Raw genomic sequence first — 23,079 nt, 5'->3', positions numbered from 1 at the left:
CTCATACCTCCATTTTACCTAAAACACAAGAAGATTACATGATGAAAATATTGAAAGGAGTGGAAACTAAAGAGACTATATAGAAAAAACAGCCCGAAGGCTGTTTTTATTTTTAATCGAATTGATAAAGCGGAGTGCTTAAGTATCTTTCGCCGTTGCTTGGAATGATGGCCAGAACTTTTTTGCCTTTTCCTAATTCTTTCGCAACCTGCAATGCAGCTTTAATGGCTGCACCAGAAGAAATCCCTCCGAGCAAACCTTCTTCTTTAGCTGCTTGGCGGGCAACCTCAAATGCTTCTTCATTTTTGACGGTAATGACTCCATCGTAAATGTCTGTTTTTAAAATATCAGGCACAAATCCGGCGCCGATACCCTGAATTTTATGAGGGCCCGGTTTACCGCCAGACAATACTGGTGAATCTGAAGGCTCAACAGCATAAATCTTGATGTCTGGATAAGCTTCCTTAAGTACTTGGCCTGCACCAGTGATTGTACCGCCTGTTCCGATACCTGCAATAAATGCATCAAGCTTATCGCCCATTTGGCTCACAATTTCAGGACCTGTTGTTCTGCGGTGAACTTCAGGATTCGCTTCATTTTTAAATTGCTGAGGCATGAAGTAGCTATGTTCTTTAGAAAGTTCCTCAGCTTTGCGAATGGCTCCGCCCATTCCTTCTGGACCTGGTGTAAGCACAAGCTCTGCTCCATATGCTTTTAAAAGATTACGGCGCTCCATACTCATTGTCTCAGGCATAACCAAAATAGCCTTAATGCCTTTAGCAGCAGCTACCATTGCTAAGCCGATTCCTGTATTGCCGCTTGTTGGTTCAATAATCGTATCTCCAGCTTTAAGAAGACCCTTTTCTTCAGCTGCCTCAATCATTGCAAGTGCAATCCGGTCTTTTACGCTGCTTCCCGGGTTCATAAACTCAAGCTTCAAATAAACATCAGCGCTATCCTCTTCTACGATTCGATTTAACTTCACTATCGGTGTTTCCCCAATCAGTTCGTGTATTGAATTTGCAACACGCGTCAATCTGACCACCTCTATTTCCGAGTATTTTTATTGGCTTTAAAAAGAATGTACCAAAACTCATTCTGAATTGTCAATCTTTTCTTACTTCTCGGATAGGACAAACTACTTATTCCTTAGAAGTATCATCGCCATAAAACCACGTAACCCCTGCCTCTTCCCACAATGGTTTAACAGATACAGCAGATTCCATTTGTTCTAGTGCAATTTGCCTTCTCATTTGATTTTTGACATCTTCATATGAGTAATGGACACCATTAAGCTTTTCTTTTAATAAAAGAACTGAATAGCCGAGATCACTCTTAATCGGCTGACTCCATTCATCTATTTTCAGTTTCTCAGCCTCGTCAACATATTTTGATGGAAGGTAATCAATATCGGCTGACACAAACCCAAGCTCTCCGCCCTCGTTTGCCGTAAATTCATCAATTGACTTTTCAGCAGCCAGCGCTTCAAAGCTTGAACCGCCTTTTAGTTCTTCTATCACTTTTAAAGCATCTTCCTCGGTCTCCGTCACAATATGGAATAAGTGATACGAATCTTCAATTGAATACAGCTCTTTATTGGAGTCATAATAAGCTTTTAGTTCTTTATCAGATATTTCAACATCCTTGGTTAACAATTCTTCTAATAGTATGCTGTATCTGATTTGCTCGCGCAGTTCTTTAGTATCTGTCAGCTGTTGTTCGTTATCAAGAGAATTGTACATGGATTTGTACATCGTCAGCTCGCGTTCAAGTTCTTCTTCCGGAATCTTGATGCTGTGCTTTTCCGCAAGCTCCTCAACTACTGTAAAATTAATCATCTCTTCAAGTGTTTCTTTTCCGAAACGCTCTTCAAGCTCCGCCATCCAATCTTCCCTTGTAATTTCTTTCTTTCCGACAACAGCAATGGACTCCGATTTCTGGTTTCCAGAAACAACAGCTGCTATACTATCATCTTTAGATAAGAAATAGGCCAAGGTAAAACAATTAATGATGACAAGGCCAAAAATGATTGACCATACTGTTTTCCCGTTCATTTCTCCATCTCCTGTTTCATTGTTCAGTTTGAGGCACTTTCCTTCATCTCTGTTAATTCTTCTTTATTGAAATGATATCTCTCATTGCAGAAATGACATTCTGCTTCTGCTTTGCCATCCTCTTCAATCATGCTTTGAATTTCTTCGGCACCTAGGCTGATAATGGCATTTGCGATTCTTTCGCGGGAGCAAGGGCAATGGAAGGCAACGGAATGTTTATCCAGCAGCTTCACATTTTCTTTACCTAATACTTCAAAAAGAATTTCTTCTGGAGTTAAACCTTTTTGAATTAACTTCGAGATTGGCTCTACACTGCCAAGACGTTTTTCGATTTCTGTAATGGTTGATTCATCCGTACCCGGCATTAATTGAATAATGAATCCACCCGCTGCAAGGATTGTATTATCCGGATTAACAAGTACTCCAACGCCCACAGACGAAGGAACCTGCTCTGAGGATACAAGATAATAGGTGAAATCCTCACCTAATTCACCAGACACGATGGGAACCGAACCTGTAAAATGTTCTTTCATTCCAAGATCCTTCACAATGGAAAGCATGCCTGAGGTGCCTACTGCTCTTGCGACATCAAGCTTCCCTTTTTCGTTAAGGTCAAAATGAGTTTGAGGGTTTGTGACGTAGCCTCTCACCTCGCCTTTTGCATTGCTGTCTACAACAATGACACCGATAGGCCCGCCTCCCTCAACTTTGATCGTCATTTTATTCTCGCCTTTAAGCATAGATCCAAGCATGACTCCAGCTGTCATAGACCGGCCTAAAGCCGCTGATGCAGTCGGCCATGTCTGGTGTCTTCTTTGCGCTTCTCCTACTGTATCTGTTGTTTTTGCAGCATATGCACGCACTTGCCCGTCAAACGCAAGCGCCTTCACTAAATAATCCATTGTAATCTCACCTTCCAAATTATATGCTGTTTCTTTCATAAATAAGCTGCAGGCCTTTTAACGTCAGGAAAGGATCGACAATCTCAATTACATTCGATTCAGATGCAATCAATGATGCCAGTCCTCCTGTAGCAATAACCTTAGGCTCTGCTTTTGACTGCTGTTTCATTCTATTAACAATGCCTTCTACTTGTCCCACATAGCCAAATAAAATACCGGCCTGCATCGCACTCACAGTATTTTTTCCAATAATATCGTCCGGTCTTGCAATTTCAATTCTTGGAAGTTTAGCTGCCCTTGAATATAACGCTTCTGTTGAAATGTTAATTCCCGGGGCAATAGCTCCCCCCATATATTGTTTTTCCTCATTGATATAACAATAGGTTGTGGCTGTACCAAAGTCGACAATAATCAAAGGCCCACCGTATAAATGAATGCCGGCCACTGCATTTACAATTCTGTCAGCACCAACCTCACGCGGATTCTCATATTTTATGTTCAAACCTGTTTTCATTCCCGGTCCTACAACTAAAGGCTTTTGCTTAAAGTACTTTGAACACATTCTCTCGAGCGAGAACATAATTGGAGGAACAACGGACGAAATAATAATTCCTTTAATATCGGTAAGCTTTATACCTTCATGTTCAAATAATGATTTGATCAGCATGCCAAACTCATCTTCCGTTTTGTTTCTTGTCGTTTCAATACGCCAGTGATGTTTTAATTCATCACTCCCAAAAACGCCTAAAACGGTATTTGTATTCCCTACATCCAATACTAAAAACATATGTATCACCACTTTGTATAGTTTCTTTTCACTTTTTAAGTTTTATTCTTTCCAATCATATCATACGAGGTAAGAAATCGAATCGTATAAAAATAAGAACTGAATCAGTTTTTATTTCCCAAAATAAACAACATCTCCATTTTATTCTTTTTAGAAGATGGAATGCAAAAAGAAAGAACCGCAAGCTCATAATGAACATGCGGTTCTTCTAAAGACTAATTAATCTTCTTTTCGATCTTCATGTATTTCAGATGTTTGTTCTTCATCCTTTTTAGGGAGGATGTTCACTTTCACATCTTCTTGTTTTTTGTCGAGATCAGCAGCTGGTCGATCCGGCAATGTGCCATGATCCACAAGGTGTTTAATCTGTTCTGCATCGAGTGTTTCAATTTCAAGCAGTGTTTGAGCAATCAGCTCTAATTTGTCACGATTCTCAGTAAGAATCTTCTTAGCGCGCTCATAGCTTTCTTTAATGAAACGCTGCACTTCCATATCAATTTCATGTGCAATGGCATCACTATAGTTCTGCTCGCTGTTGAAGTCGCGTCCTAAGAACACTTGTCCTTGCGATTGGCCAAATTGCAATGGCCCAAGCTTATCACTCATACCAAACTCTGTTACCATGCGGCGGGCAATGCCTGTCGCACGCTGGAAGTCATTGGATGCTCCTGTGCTGACTTCGCCAAACACGATATCCTCAGCTACACGTCCACCGAGCAGTCCGGTAATTTTATCAAGAAGCTCAGGTTTCGTCATAAAGTAACGATCCTCTTTCGGAAGCATAACAGCGTATCCGCCAGCTTGACCGCGTGGTACGATTGTTACTTTGTGGACCATATCAGCCTCATCAAGAATTACTCCGATAATTGTATGCCCTGCCTCGTGATAGGCAACAATTTTGCGTTCTTTTTGAGAAATAACACGGCTCTTCTTCGCAGGACCTGCAATTACACGGTCTGTAGCTTCATCAATATCTGTCATATCGACCTTTTTCTTATTGCGGCGGGCAGCAACAAGTGCAGCCTCATTCAGAAGGTTTTCAAGATCTGCCCCTGAGAATCCAGGTGTACGGGCGGCGATCGATTTTAAATTGACACCATCATCTAAAGGCTTGTTGCGGGCATGTACTTGAAGCACTGCCTCACGACCTTTAAGATCAGGACGGTCAACCGTAATTTGACGGTCAAAACGGCCTGGACGCAATAAAGCAGGATCAAGAATGTCTGGGCGGTTTGTAGCAGCAATCATAATGATTCCTTCATTTCCGCCGAATCCATCCATTTCAACAAGCAATTGGTTAAGGGTCTGCTCACGCTCATCATGACCTCCGCCAAGACCAGCGCCGCGCTGACGGCCAACTGCATCAATTTCATCAATAAAGATAATACACGGTGCGTTCTTTTTCGCATTCTCAAACAAGTCACGAACACGGGAAGCCCCTACACCGACAAACATTTCAACGAAATCAGATCCGCTGATTGAGAAGAACGGCACGCCAGCTTCTCCGGCAGCAGCACGTGCAAGAAGCGTTTTACCTGTTCCAGGAGGTCCTACAAGTAGAACACCTTTAGGAATGCGGGCGCCAAGCTCTGCAAATTTACGTGGATCCTTCAGGAATTCCACGACTTCAACAAGCTCCTGCTTCTCTTCATCTGCACCTGCAACATCTTTAAATCTGACTTTTTTCTTTTCTTCGCTGTAAAGCTTAGCTTTGCTTTTACCAAAGTTCATGACACGGCTGCCGCCGCCCTGAGCCTGGTTGAGCAAGAAGAAGAAAAGAATGAAGATAATGACAAAAGGAATGATGGATGTAAAGAACGTTACCCATCCGCTGGTTTCTTCTGCAGGTACGAACTTAACGTCCGTTTTCCCCTGAGCAGCAGCATCCACACGGTCTAATGCTTTGTCGCTTAATACATGAGTTACAAATAACTCATCTTCTTTATAATCAGTTAACTTACCTTTAACTTCATAAACCCCACGCATCGGCTGAATTGTTATTTCTTCAACATCTCCAGCCTCAAGTTCGGAAATGAACGTGCTGTAAGTTAATGCTTCAGTTTTTGTATTGTTTCCTTGGAAAAAACTGACGACTCCAATAACCACTAAAAAGATTAATAAATAAAATATGGTATTACGGAAGATCCGATTCATTCCTTACCTCCTCCCACAGTAAACATAACTATTTTAAATAGTATCATAGAAAATCATACCAATACAACTAATTAGCTATTTGTATACTTGACAAAATCCAGTGTTAGTTATTTTGATAAATTTCAGGCTTCAGTACGCCGATGTACGGAAGATTGCGGTAGCGTTCAATGTAATCTAAACCATAGCCGACTACAAATGCATCCGGAACTTCAAAGACTACATAATCTGCCTGGATATCAGCTTTTCGTCCAGCTGGTTTATCAAGCAAGGTCACAATTCTGATTGTTTTTGCTTTACGGTAACGGAAAAGCTCTACTAAGTAGCTTAGCGTTAAACCGCTGTCGATGATATCTTCAATGATAAGAATGTCTCTGCCTTCAACTGAAGTATCCAAATCCTTAAGGATCTTAACTTCTCCGGAAGAGACCGTAGATGTACCATAACTTGAAACATCCATAAAGTCCATTTCCAAGTATGTATCGATGTTCTTCAGCAGATCAGCCATAAAAGGCATTGCACCTTTTAAAACACCAATTGCGAGCGGAAAGCGGTCTTTATATTCTTCTGTAAGCACTTTGCCCAATTCTTTTACTTTGACACTGATCTCTTCTTCTGTGATTAATACTTTTTCGATATCCTGCTTCATTACAAGTTGCCCCCTACAAAATCATTGCTCTTTATATTCCAGTACAACACAATCGCCCTCGGATAACCCGTATTCTTCAAATGAAGATTTCTTAAGGCCGGGAAGCCAGAGGATATTACCGCTGCCATCTTCTAAAACAGGCCAGCTGTTTCTCTTATTGATCGGTACTTTAGCATCAATAAATATATCTTTTACTTTTTTCGTACCATTCATGCCTTTCAGTTTGATTTTATCGCCCTGCCTTCTTGTGCGGATCAGCAAGGGCTTGTTCAAAGAAGAATAAGGCATGACGAACACATGGTTCCCTGACAGATCATCAGGACTCCTGTCCGCAATTTCACAAGTTAAGATATACCCGTTTGGGAGGGCTGTGCTAGAAGGTATCTGCACCTGCATCTCATATGACTGGTCTGTGTTTTGTTCAAAAGTAAACAAACACGTTTGATAAGATTTGATTACTTTTAGACCGTCTGGGTAATCAAGTGAACCGGAAGGATGTTTTTGCGAGAGTAAAGACTGAAGACTCTCTATATGTATAGAAGAAAGGGAAGATGGAATATCTTCGTAAAGATAGTTTAATATTAGTTGAATACCTCTTCTTTGTAAAGGCATAGGCAGGGTTTTAAACATTTCAATATTCAGTTCGATTTCGTTCTTTTCTTTCCTTTTCAATACTGTATTCAATTTTTCATTCGTTAATTCCTGTAAGAACTGCTCATCTTCTCTAAATGTTCTGCTGAAAAACTGAAATCTTTCATGAACCTTAGGGTTTTCTTCCTTAAGAAACGGCAAAATATGTTTGCGAAAGCGATTTCTCGTATAGTCAAGTTTCTCGTTGCTTGGATCAAACCGCGGAGCAAGCTTCTGGTCAAGACAGTAAGTAAGAATTTGTTCTTTTGTAAAGGATAAGAAAGGACGAATGATTTTCCCGCTGTCAAAATCACGTATTTCAGGAATTCCTGCAATAGAAGCACCCATTCCGCCTCTAGTCATTCTCATTAAAATGGTCTCAACCTGATCATCGCCATGATGCCCTAAAGCCAAAAAATTTCCATCATACTTTTCCATTACTTTGCTGTAGAAAGCGTAGCGGCATTCTCTGGCTGCATTCTGAGAGCTCATTTCAGGGTGCTCCCTGGCGAAGTGGGGAACGTTCAGCTGAACAGCTTCACATGGAACCCCATTCGAACGGCAATAGTGCTTAACAAATTCCATTTCTTCTTCGGATTGTGAACCTCTAAACATATGATCTACATGAGCAGCAATGATTTTAAGCTGATAAGCTTGCCGAAACCTCATAAATAAGTGAAGAAGGGCGAGCGAATCAGGTCCGCCTGAAACCCCGATCACAATGGTTGCATCTTTTATATCGTTAACATTAAGAAAAGTCCGGAAACGTTCTAGCATGGCATTCCTCTTTTATAGCATTATTTAATAAGTTTTTCCTAAAACGCATCCTGTCCGAGAACAGCATTCTATAATGAGTGCACTTTAATACTATCACGCATGCTTTGGCGTCTGCAAAAAAGAAGTCCCCGGTTCACACATTTATCAAATTTACATGAGATAGTGATAAACATAGAATGAATAGATAATGCATAAAGCAGCAATAATCATCACAGTTTCGAGCCATCCGCTTACTTTGCTCTTCTTTTTAACCTGCACTCGCGTTTTTTTCTGCTGCTGATTTGGAGCAGGCTGTCTTGATGAGGCAGGGGGTTTTCTGCTCCTCTTTGGATAAAGAGACTGCAGGAAATCCTGTTTCATTTCAGAAGCATACTTGTATTTTCCCAAGATGGCATTATTTAAAACGGCAGAATGCTGCCGCAAGTAAGGATTTGACTGAATAACGGCATTCAGCTGACCGCATCCGTCGCCCTGCTTTTTAAACCGTTTAGGATAAACAGAATTGATCACGATCATAGCAGCTGCAAATAGATCATACTCCGCCTCCGCCTTGCGGGTCCCGAGTCCCCAGTACCCTCTATCAAAAAAATCGGTAAACTCTTTTATCGACCTGCCCTTAAGCGTTGTTCCTCCAACATCTATAAACCTGAGCTGAACCGGCCTGTCGGCCACAATCAGATTCTCTGGTTTCAAGTCGCCGAAAACCCAGCCTGCCTGATGGAGCTCCTGCAGATTCGAGAGAAGCTGAATTGTTAAAACACCAATCCATTCATGGCCGTTGGTCTGGATAAAATCAAGATATTGCTTTCCTTTAATATATTCCATTACATAAAAAGGAACTTGCGTTCGTGTTCTGGGATTCATCCAATCATCTACATCAATTAAAGCAGGCCCAAGGGAATTCCCCTGGACCTTTGAAAAGTGTTTAAGGACATTCACTTCAGAAGTAATGGACATGCTGTTCTCACTTACTTTAAGAGCTGAAAGTCCATGTTTTCCCTCCGCTAAATAGACAATCCCTGTAGCACCCTGACCAAGAGGTTTCAATATCCGGTACTGCTGATGATGCCACTTTCCCTTAATAATAGTGCCTGGTGCCGCTTTACATGTTTGATTCGCTGAAGTATTGTTCATCATCTGAGAGCAAACTCCTTAAAGAACGCTTTTTCTTAAACGAGTGGATGCCATCACGAATAGCCGGTCCGGTCGGTGTAATGCCGCCAGTTGTAAGTTTAGGAAAAATAGAGGAGAGAGATTCAAGTTTCGGTGTCCATTCCAAAATGGTTTCAACTTCATCCTTTTTCCCAGGAAATACAGACACTGAAAATTGATTTTCCCCAATTCTCGAATTTAAGCTGATAGATAAATCCAAAAGTGATTCTTTTACAGTCGGCAGCTTCGGCTTCATGCTTCCGCTCATATCTACTAATATTAAAATCTCCATGCCGATCGTTTCTCCAAGCTCATCGACTACTTCCATCACCTCTCCCCGTTTTTCAGGCGAAAGCTCCTCCATCGAGACTTTCTTTCCAAAGATTTGCTGAAGTTCAGAATTGACCACCCCTTGCAGAGTTTGAGTCATTGCTTGCCTTGTTACCATTTGCACCGTTTGAGAGAGCTGATGAGCATAGACAATCTGGCTTACGCCTCCGCCCGACATAGCTATCCCTTCAATCTCATCGATCGCCTCCTGATCAATCACATTTTCTTCTACGATTCCGATTACGTTCACTGAAATTCCTTGTTCTTTTGCCAGAGCCGCCATCGCAATCGGATCTTCACCGTGATTGGAGCAGCCGTCTGTTATAAGCAGAATTTGTTTTAATTTTCCCTTATTCATTTTAGTCCCCTCCTAATATCCTCTTATCACCAAGGAAATAATGTACTACCATCCTCGCCATGAAATAAGAGTTTTATACTTTAGAAGGGGCTTATTTAAAGGGTGATTCTTCTAAATCACATTTTGCTTTTTGTAATGTTTGGACGTTGAAATAGAAGCCCATTTAGGAGTATTATGATCGATTTTGGCTACAACCACCGTCATATCATCCTCAATCTTGCCTGCTCTCGTACGGATAACCTCCTCCATAATTAAATCTGCCACCTCTTGCGGATCCATTGTCTCCAATTCTTTTATTTTCCTCTTCATCCACAAATCATGATTCTCCACATGCTTTGGCCCTTCGAAGATTCCATCACTCATCATGATCAGAAGATCTCCCGCCTTCAGCTGTTCTCCAACGACATCAACATCAAATTCCTCAATGATTCCCATCGGCAAATTGCTGGCTTGAATTTTCATGATTTGATCGCCGCGTTTAATAAAGCTTGGTGTGGATCCAATCTTTAAAAATTTGCAGGTTGCATCCTGCAGATCAACAATAGCCAAATCAAGCGTTGAAAAAATTTCGTCCGTCGTTCTTAGGGATAAAATGGAATTTATTGTCTTAATTGCAACTTTTTCTTCAATTCCGGACTGCAGAATCTTTTGTAACAGCTTTATTGTCTCATTGCTCTCGAAATGGGCTCTCACTCCATTTCCCATGCCGTCACTGATCGCAATGGCGTATTTTCCAAAACCGAGTTCAATCGTTGAATAACTGTCTCCGGAAACAAGACCTCCTCCTTTTGCCGCATGAGCCACACCGGAATCAACTCTATATGTTCTCGAAGAACCGAAGGAGACATGACAATATCCATTCGGATAGCTCGAGCATTCTTCATGTTTGACAATCACTGACTCTTCCAGAATATCAGAGAGCATTGGTGCGATGATCTTCTCGCACTCCCCGTGTCCATTGCAAAATGGAATACTCATCTCGATATCAACATTTCCCTGCTCCAGGCTGTATATATCTACGTGCCCGATTTCAATCCCAAAGCTTTGAAGCGCCTCAAGAATTTGTTCTTCCTGAACAAAATGATTTTCTCGTTCACGCTTTATTTCCTTTGCAAAATCCTCCATGACCTGCGAAACTCCCATCAACTGTTCCGCTACGAGCCTTCTGCTCTCCTGCACCTGCTCTTTTAACTTTTCATTAGCGTCGTAATAGTTAATTTCCTGTTCAATAGCCTCCTCTACTTTTTTCGATTTTGAACAATATCTCTCAAATTCCTTTTTTAATTTCCGGTTACCGTGATACGTATTTTCTTTGCTTTCATGCATAATTTCCTTCATAAAGTCATAGGTTGTATCAAAGTTCTGCACCCAGCACCGTTCTTTTTTAAAACAGGTCTGGCACGTTTTTTCAGTTATGGTGCTTAAAAACAAGTCGGTCCCCCTTTGATCTTCTGACTCTTCACTTTTTTCATAGAATGTGACAAAGCTTTCTGAAAGGGCATGAAATACTTGAGAGAATTGATCTACCCGATGGGCCGTTACATCCCTGATTTTTCTTACATACTGCTGCTGTTCCTGTGTATGTTCGTTTGTTCCTGGAATATGCTTAGCTAATTTATTTGTAATTGCTTTTGGTGTTAATAGAAATAACCCAATGGCAATGAGTGATTCCGATAAGTTTTTCATCAGGTCGGATGACCCTTCTCCGTAAAGGGAAATCAGCAGAGATCCGATTAACAAACCGATGGCCGCCCCGAATTTCTGACCTTCTTTTAAGAGCCCTCCAAGTAACCCTGAGAAGGCAAGGAGACTCATTTGATAGAGGTTTCCGACATTGGCAAGACTCAAGATTAAGCCGGTTACAACACCTACTGTGCAGCCAATGCTCGATCCTCCGATAAAAGCAAACAGCAGGACAATATATCTCGATAAAACATGCTCTGCCTGAAGCTCCTGATAGGAGACCCCAACAAAACCGGTCAGCACGGAAGCAAGAAGAATCATAATGCATATGATTTCTTCTATTTTAAGAGACTGCTTGTACTTCCTGGCTGATATTAGAGGCAAGCTCTGCAGAAAAATAAGTGTCAGAATAAAAGCAAGTCCTGACTCAACCCCCGCCATCATATAATCGTACAATGTAAGGGAACCCTGTAGATAGAAGTAGCCGATTCTAGTCAGCATCATTGAAAGGAAAACAACAAACGGCAATGCTTTCATTTTATCTTTATAGAAAAGAGAGGTTATTTTTTTCATGATCAGAAAGATAAGAATAGAGGCAGTGACAAATAGAGAGGTCTGCCACGATATCGTGACAGCTCCTGCGATCAGAGCAAACGAGGAGAATAGCGCTTTATCTTTTTTCATTAAGAGGACAGCGCCAAAGAACGGCAGCGCAAAAGGAAGTACTTCAGTTAAAATAAGTGCTCTTCCCAGCAGAAAGCCGATCAGCACATAAAGAAGACCTTTATGCAAAAAGAGCAGCTGCAGTCTTGTCCCAAAACGATGAACTGAACGATTAAACCATTGATGCGTCCTCTCAAGATTCACTTCCGTAATCGGCTCGATAACCCTTCTTTCTACCTTTTCCATATTTTCATTCCCCCACTTTTTAATGATGTGGTTATTATATCGAAGGTAAAAAAAAGATTTTGTCAAAAGAAGGAAGCTTATCCCAAGAAACGTTCGACTGTTTTTTTGAATAGCGACAAAATGCCCGAAAAAGCTTTTTATTTTCATAATGAAAACAACAAAAACCCTGATTTTCCATTAAGGAAAATCAGGGTTTTCATCTTGATGACCCGTACGGGATTCGAACCCGTGTTACCGCCGTGAAAGGGCGGTGTCTTAACCGCTTGACCAACGGGCCGGAAAAAATGGTAGCGGCGGAGGGAGTCGAACCCACGACCTCACGGGTATGAACCGTACGCTCTAGCCAGCTGAGCTACACCGCCATTTTAACTGCCAAATGTTATAAGGCACAAGATATATAATACAAAGGATTTCGACTTTCGTCAACAAAAAAAAGAAAGTTGAAATATTCAGTAAACGCTGTCGGAATAAATGGGATCTATTCATGAAAAATCGTTCACTCGTTTTGAGCAGATAAAGATATAGAGAACCGCCTGAACGCTTCGGCAGTGAAAAAAAACAGACCGGACCAATCATCCCGGCAAGCAGTGGAATTGTTTAGTAGCTAAAACAACCCATTTATCCTTTTGCTTGATTTTTCACCCGTTATTCTAATCAATAAGCTTAAATAGCCTTTTATTAGCCAACTAGTGGCGCCCAGCACAAAAACTGGAGCTATAGACACGAATGCGGATATCCACATACTTCCTTATCCATAAAAAAAGAAAGCACATTCTCATGTACTTCCTCTGCCGTTTCAGCATTTATATCAGATAGCAGCAAGTTAACCTCTTCTTGCTCCGCGACCGCCGCGCTTTGATTCTGTATTGCGTTTAAGTGATGATAAGCGATCCTCACTGTCTTTTAAGAATCTGCTCATTTTTTGCTCGAAATTCTCTTTAGGGCGGAATTCATTTGTGTTCGTTCTGCCTCTTGGACGATCTGAGCGGTTTGGACGGTCTGAGCGATTCGGGCGTTCTGAACGTTCTGGGCGCTCAGGACGATCAATTGCCTTTTTAATTGACAAGCCAATTTTTCCGTCTTTCTCTACATTGATGACTTTAACCGTTACCTCGTCACCGACTTTTAAGTGATCGTTAATATCTTTCACATAATTATCAGCAACTTCACTGATGTGGACGAGTCCTGTAGTGCCACCCGAAAGCTCTACGAACGCTCCGAAATTTGTAATGCCCGTTACCTTACCCTGTAACTTGCTGCCAACTTCTATCGACATAAAAAAAATGCTCCTCCTTAATAAACATAAAAAACTCATTTATTTAATTATACATAATCCAAAAATCAAGTGTCAACAACACTACTCTTTATCTTTTTTTGGCAACGTGAAGATAATCTCATTGTCTTCAGATAAAAAATAGTCCCGACGAGCAATTTTAGCAATATACTCATCATCATTCAACTTTACGATTTCTTCCTCTAATACCTTTTCCTCTTTTTGAAGCTCCGTTAATTGAGTTTGAAGTTCTTTCTTTTGATGAACCTTCTCATTAATGGCACTAGATTGAGATATGAGAGTCGTTAATACGATAACAGAAGTTACCGCTGCAATCAATCCAAATAATGTCAACCGTCTGATCAATCCGCGTTTTCGCCTTTTTAATATCTGATCTTTCCGCTCCTGCTGCTGCATATACTGTGATTGAAGCTGCGTAATTTTCCGGTCTTTAGCGAGACTCATTTATTAGCCTCCTTTATTTCTTCTTTTTCCACGAAATCCATAAGTTACCACTCTTATTCTTGATTTTCTCATAAAGTCCTGCCGTTTTTTTGAAAAACCTGTAAAAAAAGTTTCTGATGGACAATGGAATCAGTCTCCACAATCCTTTTAAGATCCAAAAAACGGGAGATAACAGCACCTTTGCAATGGCATAAACCACTCTTGCCATCCATTTTAACAAGTTCCATAAAAAAATGACAAGTCCGCTTATAATTGCTGTCAATAAATTAAAAATGCCAACAATTGGCTTAATTAAAAAAAAGTTTCCCATCTTCAGCATCGTCTTATAAATGCCTACTGTACACTTAATAATGAATTCGAGAAGAGCTAAGTAAATACCTTTGATCAAGCTTTGATATGCCGCATATCCGCACAGCAGGGCAAGCAGAATGTATATGCGGAATTCCCCTTCATTCACATTCAGGAGAATATAAAATAAAAGGAGGCCCTGTACGAGCCAGAATAGGATGTCATTTATGAATACAACCCATTTGGCTCTTCTCGGCCGCATAAGAAAGCGGCCGTAAGTATCTAGTGAAGCGCCAATAAAACAGCCTGAACAAACCATGGAAAGCATCGTCAGGAATTGAGTGGAGAGCGTCATTTAAATAACTTGCTAAAGAGTCCTTTAGCTTTCTCCGTCTGATGCTCATCCAGATAAACGAGATCAAAAATTCTTCCTTTTATTGAGACGATCCCTTTATCTACGTCCAAATTTTTCATTTGGAGATTCTCACCGCGGATAGCAAGAGCACCCATCACCGTCTCAAGCAGAAATTCTTCATTATCAAAGCTTTCAACATGTGTAACGCCTGTAATATCAAGCAGTTTACGGCCTCTCATAATAACATCATGCTCCTGGATCGTTCCCTTAGGCTGTGATTGATTATCATAATATTGATTCATTGCCAACCCCCGCATTCTTCTAAGAAATATTCTTACCTATTTCTATGAGCCAAGAATGCGAAATAGAACAAGCCCTCACATGATATCAAATTCTATTCTTCGCTGATTTTTTCTTCTTTTACAAGTGAATACATGCCCGCTGCATCTTCTTTTTTAGAAGAATCCTGCAGGTTTTCAATTTTCACGATGATGCGTTTTTGCCCAAATCGAATGGCAAGCTCATCACCTAATTTTACAATAGAACTTGCTTTTGCCACTGTGCCATTAACCGTTATTCTGCCTTGGTCAGACACTTCTTTTGCAAGTGTTCTTCTTTTAATCAGTCTTGAAACCTTCAAAAATTTATCTAGTCTCATCTTTTCATCACCCCTTTATAGCCCTTTGCTTTTTGCTTCATCCCAGTAAGAATCCATTTGTTCAAGAGACATTTGTTCCAGGTTTAGATTCAGTTCAACTGCCTTTTTCTCAATATATTCGAATCGTCTTTTAAATTTATGATTGGTTGCCGATAAGGCTTCCTCAGGTTCAACTCCGTAAAATCTGCCGATGTTGACCAGTGCAAAGAGGATGTCCCCAAACTCCGCCAGGATCTTCGTTTGATCAGCATGATTTTCTGCTGTTTCAGCCTTGAATTCCTGCATCTCTTCATGAACCTTTTCCCACGCTGACTCAGCATGATCCCAGTCAAAACCGACTTTTGCAGCCTTCTTTTGAATATGGTAGGCCTTAGATAATGCAGGGAGTGAACCGGCAATGGATTTCAATAGGGATTCTTTTTCATCAGATCCCTTCTCTGCACGTTTTATCTCCTGCCAGTTCGACAGGACTTCGTCTGTTCCGCTTACAACAGCAGTTGAAAAAACATGAGGATGTCTGCGGATCATTTTTTCTGTTAATGTTCTGATGACATCATCAATGGAGAACATGCCATCGTCTGAGCCAATTTGAGAATGCAGCATGACCTGAAGCAGAACATCTCCAAGCTCTTCAACCACATGTTCATCATCCTCTTCGTCAATGGCCTCTATTAACTCATAGCATTCTTCAATTAAATATTTTTTCAGGGACTGATGGGTCTGCTTTAAATCCCACGGGCACCCATTTGGCCCCCGAAGCTCAGCAATCACCGCGCGCAGTGCTGAAAATTGATGATTCAGAATGCTCTCATCTTCTGCAGGAGGTACATACACACTTGTTAAGTTGTTAACCGACGTAACCCGGTCAAGCTCAAAAAGGGGTACCTTTACGATCTTTTGCTCACTGCTTCCGGCCGCCGTAATAATCTTAACCTCATAGTCATCAGGCAAATCTTCCATCAGAGTTAATTTCACTTCAGAAGCAACCATTTGGTCATATACCTGGCAAATAATCAAATGCTGTCTGAAATTTAACTGTTCTCTCTTCATCGTCAGACCGTCAACCATTTGAAACCCATCAATCGGATCGATTTGAAGCGCAGTAAATGTGGCATCTAAAAAGCTTTGGCCTCCAGCTATATGGATCTCATAGCCTTTCTGTCCGCCATTTTGAAGAAGCAATTGCACCGTCTGCTCTGCAACAAGCGGATGTCCAGGAACAGCATAAATAATCTCTTTATCTTCCGCTTCCTTGTATAGCTCCAGTTCAATTTTAGCGTAAACATCACCGAACTTGTCATTCTCTTCGTAAAGGTGATCAAATGTCCTGAAATCCGGCAGTTCTGCCCTCAGTTCATCAACCACAGGATGTTCTTTTGTTCTTAAAAACAAGTGGGAGGCTGATGTAAGTTTACGATAAACTCCAAGCGGCAAATGACTGGCATCTGAGCCCCCAAGTCCTACAACAGTAATCTTTTTCGCCATCATTCCATACCCCGTTTCATTTATTTTAAAAACTTCTCAAGCTTTTTTCCGCCCGGAAATGCAGCTAGTTCATTATTTGTAAAAATAGATAGTTTTAAAATGGCCATTATATAGATGACCGCTCCTGTTAAAGCACCCATTAATGATCCTATTGCAGCCGCCACACGGTCATGGTCCGCCCAATATTGATCAAAGACCGACATATAAAGAAAAAGTACCGCAATCATCAGACCTGCAGCGGCGGCAGTTTTGAGAATATCCATCCAGCTGATCAGCATGTAGCCTTTCGTTTTCAAATAATAGGCATTCAGAAGACTGATCACTGCATATGCAGCAACTGTTGCAACAGCTGCCCCCTCCGTATTCATCGACGGAACCAAAAGAATGTTTAAACCAAGTTTAACTGCTGTTCCAATCAGAACTGCAGCTGCAGGAAAAAAAGTGAAACTTAGCCCGTGCAAGATCGCAGAAAGTGTCAGTGCATAGGATGTAAAAATGACTGAAACGCCTAAAACAGCCAGTACTTTCGTTCCCGATGCATCCCGGTACAGCATGATGTTTGTCGGCTCCATAATCATAATCAGTCCTGCTGCTGCACCCGTTCCAATTACTGTGCAGATTTTCATGGAGCTCGTTATTTTATCTTCAATCACGTAAGCTTCATGATTCTTTTTCGCATATGAGATAAGCGGAACTAAAGATAAGGAAAAGGATGTTGCTGCGACAGTCCCAATCTGAATCAGAGGCTGACCCCTGTCATATATGCCTTTTAGAGCTTTGGCAGCGGACATTTCAATTCCGTTTGAGCGAAGCGCCGAATATAGCTGCATCGCATCAATCAATTGGATGAAAATCAGCATTAAGCTTGTGATGCAAATGGTCATAGTATTTATTAATAAATATTTAACGATTGTTTTTGTGTTAATGGATGATTTCCCTGTTCGAAAAGGAAAACCTCTTTTTTTGTCTCTTGCCAAAAATACAGATAACACTGCAGCAGCAGCCAGCCCGCCTGTCAATGAGCCGAATAAAGCCCCTTCTCCCGCTTCGTAAAGGGAGTATCCATTGTGAATCAGAATATATGAAAAGAAAAGGATCGTTACAACTCTGATCCCTTGTTCTGTCACTTGGGAGAGAGCAGTAGGAAGCATATTATCAAATCCTTGAAAATAACCCCTCGCAATCGATATAAAGGGAATCAGCAGAAAAGAAAATGAAATAATTTTAAGCAGCGGGGCAAGCTCTGTGTCCCCCATGATTTCTGAAATGTACACTGCACCAAAATAGAGGCATAAAAAGAATAAAGTACAAACTGCAATTAAGAACAAAAAGGAAATCTTTACTATAGAAAAAATCGAGGAATCGTTTTCTCTGTCTCCAAATTCGATGATTAATTTTGAAATAATGACCGGAAATCCGGTTGTAGCAAGCATAATGGCAATTCCGTAAAAAGGATAAACCTGCTGGTATATGTAAAACCCTATGTCTCCGACAATATTTTGATAGGGCACCCTGTAAGCAGCGCTCATTATCTTTATAATCAGTCCCGCAAGTGTCAGTACAAAGGCACCTTGCAGAAAGAGATTTGCTGATGTATCAGAACGGACGTTCATCGCCCAATTCTCCTTCCAATTTTAAGCTGAACGTGCCTATTATACCACAATATGTAACCCGCTCCATCTTCAGAAAAGCGGAAGCGCCCGTTTAGCGCAGGCAGACAGATAAGGAGCTGGACATCGATCAAGACTCTATAAGTATTCAATAGGAAAAGGCAGCAAAAATCGCTGCCTAGATAAAACTATATGAATAATGACTACTGTTCCATTTGGCGCGCCAAAAACCCAGCTGCAGTTTCTACTGCTTTATGCTCTACTTCTCCTACATCCTGATCCTTTGAAAAGATAACAACAGCACCGATAGGATCTCCATTGGCAACAATCGGTCCAACTGTGAAGGATTTAAGCTCTTCGCTTGTTCCATCTATCAATTGGATATTCCCGCCTTCTGTGTTCAGCACAGAGCTGCGTTCTTCCATTGCTTTTTCTACCTGTTCGCTTATATTTTTATTCATGTATTCCTTTTTAGAGCCTCCTGAAACTGCTATGTATGTGTCACGGTCACATATCAGCACGGGATGTCCAAGGCTGTCATATAGAGCATCAGCATATTCTTTTGCAAAATCGCCAAGCTCGCTTATAGGTGAATACTTTTTCAATATCACTTCTCCGTCTCGATCGACGAAGATTTCAAGCGGATCTCCTTCTCTGATGCGCAGGGTTCTGCGAATTTCCTTCGGGATCACCACACGGCCTAAATCATCAATACGACGTACTATACCAGTTGCTTTCATCTAATGCTGCCTCACTTTCACTTGATGATTGTGTACTTGATGATTGTTGACTCCAGCTAAAGTGAGCTTCTTTTTTCAACAATCACCATTGCTTAGGGATAGTATCCTTCACTAAAACACGCAATATACACAAACACAGCGAATTTTTCTTGAATAGGCAGTATTTTCTTTTCAGCTTAGACAAAAAGAACGGGTATTAAACTCAGTTAGCAGAAATCTCTTCTTTTTTTACCGAGCCTAAACCATTTAAAAGCTCTGATGCGATCTTCAGCCATTTATCAGCAATAACTCCTTTTGTCTGGATGGTGATTTTAAGCCTTTTACCGTCCATTCCGAGACCGACGGCTCTGCCGTATTTGCTGCTCAGCTCAAACAGCTTCTGCCCATCGACCAGCCTGCTCGCATCTTCACTGACGTAAAGGGCTACTGAGTCTTTTTCCTGCTTGATCATATCTACCTTCTCCTGGACGGCAAAAACTTTAAGCTTTGCAATCTGCATAAGATAGCCTACCTCTGCCGGATAATCCCCGAATCTATCGACAATTTCTTCCTGCAGCTCTTCTAAATCAGCTAAAGAGGCAACAGCTCTGAATCGTTTATAGATGTCGATCTTCTGTCTGCCATCTGAAATGTACTCTTCCGGCAAGTAAGCATCCACTTCAAGATCGATTTCAACCTGGAACGGTTTCTCTTTCGGACCGTCTTCTCTTCGTTCCTCAATTGCTTCCTTCAGCATTTGAGAATAAAGATCAAAACCAACAGAATCGATGAATCCGTGCTGCTGTGCACCAAGCAGATTTCCTGCTCCGCGGATAGAAAGGTCGCGCATCGCAATTTTGAAGCCCGAACCTAGCTCTGTAAACTCTTTAATTGCCTGCAGACGTTTTTCCGCTACTTCAGTCAACACTTTGTCTTTTCGGTACGTAAAGTAAGCATACGCAATTCGGCTGGAACGTCCGACACGGCCCCTTAGCTGATAGAGCTGAGAGAGACCCATCTTATCGGCATCATGGACGATCAGCGTATTCACATTTGGAATATCAACCCCCGTTTCAATGATTGTCGTACTGACAAGCACATCAAATTGCCCATCAAGGAAATTAAGCATCGTTGATTCAAGTTCATTCTCGGACATTTTTCCATGAGCGTATGTCACACGTGCATCAGGTACAAGCATAGATATTTCATCTGCTTTGCGGTCAATATCGTCTACGCGGTTGTATAAAAAGTAGACTTGGCCGCCCCTTGCAAGTTCTCTTTCAATCGCTTCACGGACGAACCCGCCATTATATTCAACGACATATGTCTGTACAGGGAACCGGTTCTCAGGCGGTGTTTCGATAACAGACAAATCGCGGACTCCAAGCATTGACATATGGAGCGTACGCGGGATTGGGGTAGCTGTTAAAGTCAGGACATCAATGTTTGCCTTCATTTGTTTAATTTTCTCTTTATGTGTAACACCAAAGCGCTGCTCTTCATCGATAATCAAAAGGCCCAGCTCTTTGTACGTAACATCTTTAGATAAAAGGCGGTGTGTCCCAATAACCATGTCAACAGTCCCGTTATTCAGACCTTTTACTGTTTCGTTCATTTCTTTTCTTGATCTAAAACGGCTGAGCAAGCCTATATTAATCGGGTAATCCTGAAACCTCTCCCGGATTGTTTCAAAATGCTGCTGTGCAAGGATGGTTGTCGGAACCAGCAGGGCGACCTGCTTACCATCAGCAATGGCTTTAAATGCAGCACGGATTGCAACCTCTGTTTTACCATAGCCCACATCACCGCAAAGAAGCCGGTCCATCGGCCGTTCTCTTTCCATATCAAGCTTGATTTCATGAATGGAGCGAAGCTGATCCTCCGTTTCCTGATATGGAAAAATCGATTCAAACTCGCGCTGCATCTCGCCATCAGGCGAAAACCCATAACCTACACTTGCTTCCCTCTCAGCATAAAGCTTGATTAAGTCATCAGCTATATCCTGGACAGAGGATTCAACTTTCTTCTTAACCCGCTTCCAGTCACTGCCGCCAAGCTTGTAAATCTTTGGCTCTTTTCCCTCTGAGCCTACATACTTCTGAATCAGATCAATTTGTTCGACAGGAACATACAGCTTATCGCTGCCATGATAGCGGATATGCAGATAGTCTTTGTGCACGCCATTTATTACGAGGGTTTCAATACCCAAGTATTTACCGATCCCGTGATTCACATGAACAACATGATCTCCAACTTGAAGTTCCGAATAGCTCTTAATTCTTTCCGCATTTGATATTTTCTGGCTTCTTGGCTGTTTTTTCACTCTCTTTTTAAAAAGCTCTTCCTCTGTAATAACGGCAAGCTTTTGCAGCGGGAGTTCAAACCCCGTTTGCAGATCGCCTTCCATAATGTAGAGATTGCCAAGCCTTGGCGCTTCATTTTTTTTCAAAAAAGCAGCTGTAATGTCATAATCAGCCAGCACACCCTCAAGCTTTTTGACTCTCTCTTCCGTAGCACCAAGAAATACAACAGAGAATTTTGCTTTTTTCCATCTATCAATTTCACTTTTCAGCACATTCATTTGCCCATGAAAATTCTGCATCTGCTTACATGACACATTTAAGATATTCTGAGGACTTGTATGCGGGACATGACGCAAAAATAGGGATAGATAGACAAGCGGATGCTTTGTTTTTGTTAAAACATCTGCATATTTATGGGACATTTTAACATCATTCACAATTTTCCCGTGCTCAAGCAGGCTCGTATACCAATCAGCCTCTTCTTTTTCAAGATTTTCGTACATTTCCTGAATTCTGCTGACTTCATCCATGACTACAATGGTCTGCTCATTAAAATAATCTAGTAAACTAGCGGGCTTCTCATAAAAGTATGAAAGATATTTAAACATTTCCTGATTAAATTGGCCGTTCCTTAATTGTTCAAGCTCATACCCGATATTCTCTGCCAGAATCTCTTTTTGTTTTTCATCCTTCAGCCGTTTCAAGCTGTAGGCTAAACCACTTTCCAGCTTCTGTATGCATGCAGTGATTCTGCTTTGATCAACAATGAGTTCCTCTGCAGGACCGATATGAACTTCTTTAAGCTTAGCAATTGAACGCTGATCTTCGCTGTTAAAAGAGCGGATCGAATCAATCTCTGTATCAAACAGTTCAATCCGAATCGGGTATTCTTCAGTAAGAGGATAGATATCCATAATCCCGCCTCTTAAACTGAACTCTCCGGGAGCAGAAACCATTCCGGCTCTTTCATACCCCATCGTAATTAAGGATGCCATTGTTTTTTCAAGATTTAATTCTTGTCCAAGCTTTAAATGAAACTGATTTTCAAGCCAAGCTTCTTTCGGCGGCAAGAACCTTCTGAGCGCTGCGACTGGAGCAACGATAATTTTTCTTTTATCTTGGGATAATTGATTCAGGACTTCCATTCTCTGTGCTTTTAACTCAGGGCTTGCTACAGCAAGCTCAGAAGCAATTAATTCATTTACAGGATAAAGAAGAACCTGATCTCCTATAAGGTTGGCCAGGTCTTCATAGATCTTCTGTGCCTGAAACAGGTTATGGGTAATCATTAAAATCGGTTTTTTTGAATGCTGATAAAGTGAAGACGAGAAGACAGACCTTGCAGAGCCGGATAAGCCTGCTACGAGCTGCTCTTTCAGGCCTCCATGAACTCCTTCAATAATCGTCTGAAAATCGTCATTATCATAAAAGTAATGCTGCAAACTTTGCAAAGGCTAAAACCTCCCCTTTTGTTAGTGATAGAAAGGCGGATGTCGATCTCTCTATTAGAAGCAGAGCACAGGGCCAGAGATTCCGGCGCC

Annotated in this window: 19 protein-coding genes and 2 tRNA genes; all 21 read right to left on the bottom strand. The window is 41.4% G+C overall.

What is annotated here, in order from left to right:
• Nucleotides 1-112: 112 nt before the first annotated feature.
• The 21 genes from cysK to mfd all read right to left on the bottom strand — a co-directional run bounded on the left by cysK (nucleotide 113) and on the right by mfd (nucleotide 22,989).
• Nucleotides 113-1,036, bottom strand: a complete 924-nt coding sequence (cysK, locus tag LIT25_00465; GenBank protein ID USK33977.1) for a cysteine synthase A — start codon at nucleotides 1,034-1,036, stop codon at nucleotides 113-115.
• Nucleotides 1,037-1,142: 106 nt separating this feature from the next.
• Nucleotides 1,143-2,054 carry a peptidyl-prolyl cis-trans isomerase gene (locus tag LIT25_00460; GenBank protein USK33976.1) on the bottom strand — a complete coding sequence of 304 codons (912 nt, stop codon included), beginning with the start codon at nucleotides 2,052-2,054 and terminating at the stop codon, nucleotides 1,143-1,145.
• Between the two features lie 23 nt (nucleotides 2,055-2,077).
• Complete coding sequence (gene hslO, locus LIT25_00455; GenBank protein USK36108.1) at nucleotides 2,078-2,956, bottom strand: Hsp33 family molecular chaperone HslO; 879 nt, start codon at nucleotides 2,954-2,956, stop codon at nucleotides 2,078-2,080.
• A gap of 19 nt (nucleotides 2,957-2,975) precedes the next feature.
• Nucleotides 2,976-3,743 (bottom strand): type III pantothenate kinase, encoded by a 768-nt coding sequence (locus LIT25_00450; GenBank protein ID USK33975.1) that lies wholly within the window; start codon nucleotides 3,741-3,743, stop codon nucleotides 2,976-2,978.
• A 219-nt stretch (nucleotides 3,744-3,962) separates the two neighbouring features.
• A complete protein-coding gene (ftsH, locus tag LIT25_00445) occupies nucleotides 3,963-5,897 on the bottom strand; it encodes an ATP-dependent zinc metalloprotease FtsH (GenBank protein ID USK33974.1) in 1,935 nt (644 codons plus the stop codon).
• Nucleotides 5,898-6,000: 103 nt separating this feature from the next.
• Nucleotides 6,001-6,543, bottom strand: a complete 543-nt coding sequence (hpt, locus tag LIT25_00440; GenBank protein ID USK33973.1) for a hypoxanthine phosphoribosyltransferase — start codon at nucleotides 6,541-6,543, stop codon at nucleotides 6,001-6,003.
• Nucleotides 6,544-6,564: 21 nt separating this feature from the next.
• Nucleotides 6,565-7,950: a tRNA lysidine(34) synthetase TilS gene (tilS, locus tag LIT25_00435; protein USK33972.1), complete on the bottom strand. Its 1,386-nt coding sequence runs from the start codon at nucleotides 7,948-7,950 to the stop codon at nucleotides 6,565-6,567.
• 150 nt (nucleotides 7,951-8,100) lie between these two features.
• Nucleotides 8,101-9,087, bottom strand: a complete 987-nt coding sequence (locus tag LIT25_00430; protein USK33971.1) for a protein kinase family protein — start codon at nucleotides 9,085-9,087, stop codon at nucleotides 8,101-8,103.
• Nucleotides 9,053-9,790, bottom strand: coding sequence for a VWA domain-containing protein (locus LIT25_00425; protein ID USK33970.1), 738 nt, complete (start codon nucleotides 9,788-9,790; stop codon nucleotides 9,053-9,055). The genes LIT25_00430 and LIT25_00425 overlap by 35 nt, the downstream gene beginning before the upstream one ends.
• Nucleotides 9,791-9,901: 111 nt before the next feature.
• A complete protein-coding gene (gene spoIIE, locus LIT25_00420) occupies nucleotides 9,902-12,382 on the bottom strand; it encodes a stage II sporulation protein E (GenBank protein ID USK33969.1) in 2,481 nt (826 codons plus the stop codon).
• 205 nt (nucleotides 12,383-12,587) lie between these two features.
• Nucleotides 12,588-12,659, bottom strand: a tRNA-Glu gene (locus LIT25_00415).
• Between the two features lie 8 nt (nucleotides 12,660-12,667).
• Nucleotides 12,668-12,744 (bottom strand) — tRNA-Met (locus LIT25_00410).
• A 461-nt stretch (nucleotides 12,745-13,205) separates the two neighbouring features.
• On the bottom strand, nucleotides 13,206-13,658 hold the full coding sequence (locus tag LIT25_00405) for an RNA-binding protein S1 (GenBank protein USK33968.1): 453 nt from the start codon (nucleotides 13,656-13,658) through the stop codon (nucleotides 13,206-13,208).
• A gap of 81 nt (nucleotides 13,659-13,739) precedes the next feature.
• Nucleotides 13,740-14,120 carry a septum formation initiator family protein gene (locus LIT25_00400; protein USK33967.1) on the bottom strand — a complete coding sequence of 127 codons (381 nt, stop codon included), beginning with the start codon at nucleotides 14,118-14,120 and terminating at the stop codon, nucleotides 13,740-13,742.
• A 13-nt stretch (nucleotides 14,121-14,133) separates the two neighbouring features.
• Complete coding sequence (gene yabQ / locus LIT25_00395) at nucleotides 14,134-14,763, bottom strand: spore cortex biosynthesis protein YabQ (GenBank protein USK33966.1); 630 nt, start codon at nucleotides 14,761-14,763, stop codon at nucleotides 14,134-14,136.
• The gene (gene yabP, locus LIT25_00390; GenBank protein ID USK33965.1) at nucleotides 14,760-15,065 is read right to left on the bottom strand and encodes a sporulation protein YabP; all 306 of its coding nucleotides are present in this window, start codon (nucleotides 15,063-15,065) and stop codon (nucleotides 14,760-14,762) included. Before yabP ends, yabQ begins: the two co-directional genes overlap by 4 nt.
• Nucleotides 15,066-15,157: 92 nt before the next feature.
• Entirely contained in the window at nucleotides 15,158-15,421 is a 264-nt protein-coding gene (locus LIT25_00385) for an RNA-binding S4 domain-containing protein (protein USK33964.1), read from the bottom strand.
• Between the two features lie 15 nt (nucleotides 15,422-15,436).
• On the bottom strand, nucleotides 15,437-16,906 hold the full coding sequence (gene mazG, locus LIT25_00380; GenBank protein USK33963.1) for a nucleoside triphosphate pyrophosphohydrolase: 1,470 nt from the start codon (nucleotides 16,904-16,906) through the stop codon (nucleotides 15,437-15,439).
• A 20-nt stretch (nucleotides 16,907-16,926) separates the two neighbouring features.
• Nucleotides 16,927-18,519 (bottom strand): polysaccharide biosynthesis protein, encoded by a 1,593-nt coding sequence (locus tag LIT25_00375; protein USK33962.1) that lies wholly within the window; start codon nucleotides 18,517-18,519, stop codon nucleotides 16,927-16,929.
• A 200-nt stretch (nucleotides 18,520-18,719) separates the two neighbouring features.
• A complete protein-coding gene (spoVT, locus tag LIT25_00370) occupies nucleotides 18,720-19,256 on the bottom strand; it encodes a stage V sporulation protein T (protein ID USK33961.1) in 537 nt (178 codons plus the stop codon).
• Between the two features lie 202 nt (nucleotides 19,257-19,458).
• Entirely contained in the window at nucleotides 19,459-22,989 is a 3,531-nt protein-coding gene (gene mfd, locus LIT25_00365) for a transcription-repair coupling factor (protein USK33960.1), read from the bottom strand.
• Nucleotides 22,990-23,079: the final 90 nt, after the last annotated feature.

It is taken from the genome of Bacillus sp. F19, from assembly GCA_023823795.1.
GTDB lineage: Bacteria > Bacillota > Bacilli > Bacillales > Bacillaceae > Bacillus_P.
Note: the sequence above shows the minus strand (reverse complement) of the source record. Positions and strands in the feature narration are given on the sequence as shown.

What these genes read in the sequence shown, in the direction of transcription:
- mazG (USK33963.1), bottom strand. Translation starts at nt 16,906, where the DNA reads ATGGCGAAAAAGATTACTGTTGTAGGACTTGGGGGCTCAGATGCCAGT.
- hpt (USK33973.1), bottom strand. Translation starts at nt 6,543, where the DNA reads ATGAAGCAGGATATCGAAAAAGTATTAATCACAGAAGAAGAGATCAGT.
- LIT25_00450 (USK33975.1), bottom strand. Translation starts at nt 3,743, where the DNA reads ATGTTTTTAGTATTGGATGTAGGGAATACAAATACCGTTTTAGGCGTT.
- LIT25_00400 (USK33967.1), bottom strand. Translation starts at nt 14,120, where the DNA reads ATGAGTCTCGCTAAAGACCGGAAAATTACGCAGCTTCAATCACAGTAT.
- yabP (USK33965.1), bottom strand. Translation starts at nt 15,065, where the DNA reads ATGAATCAATATTATGATAATCAATCACAGCCTAAGGGAACGATCCAG.
- tilS (USK33972.1), bottom strand. Translation starts at nt 7,950, where the DNA reads ATGCTAGAACGTTTCCGGACTTTTCTTAATGTTAACGATATAAAAGAT.
- spoVT (USK33961.1), bottom strand. Translation starts at nt 19,256, where the DNA reads ATGAAAGCAACTGGTATAGTACGTCGTATTGATGATTTAGGCCGTGTG.
- LIT25_00375 (USK33962.1), bottom strand. Translation starts at nt 18,519, where the DNA reads ATGAACGTCCGTTCTGATACATCAGCAAATCTCTTTCTGCAAGGTGCC.
- spoIIE (USK33969.1), bottom strand. Translation starts at nt 12,382, where the DNA reads ATGGAAAAGGTAGAAAGAAGGGTTATCGAGCCGATTACGGAAGTGAAT.
- yabQ (USK33966.1), bottom strand. Translation starts at nt 14,763, where the DNA reads ATGACGCTCTCCACTCAATTCCTGACGATGCTTTCCATGGTTTGTTCA.
- LIT25_00385 (USK33964.1), bottom strand. Translation starts at nt 15,421, where the DNA reads ATGAGACTAGATAAATTTTTGAAGGTTTCAAGACTGATTAAAAGAAGA.
- LIT25_00425 (USK33970.1), bottom strand. Translation starts at nt 9,790, where the DNA reads ATGAATAAGGGAAAATTAAAACAAATTCTGCTTATAACAGACGGCTGC.
- ftsH (USK33974.1), bottom strand. Translation starts at nt 5,897, where the DNA reads ATGAATCGGATCTTCCGTAATACCATATTTTATTTATTAATCTTTTTA.
- LIT25_00430 (USK33971.1), bottom strand. Translation starts at nt 9,087, where the DNA reads ATGATGAACAATACTTCAGCGAATCAAACATGTAAAGCGGCACCAGGC.
- LIT25_00460 (USK33976.1), bottom strand. Translation starts at nt 2,054, where the DNA reads ATGAACGGGAAAACAGTATGGTCAATCATTTTTGGCCTTGTCATCATT.
- hslO (USK36108.1), bottom strand. Translation starts at nt 2,956, where the DNA reads ATGGATTATTTAGTGAAGGCGCTTGCGTTTGACGGGCAAGTGCGTGCA.
- LIT25_00405 (USK33968.1), bottom strand. Translation starts at nt 13,658, where the DNA reads ATGTCGATAGAAGTTGGCAGCAAGTTACAGGGTAAGGTAACGGGCATT.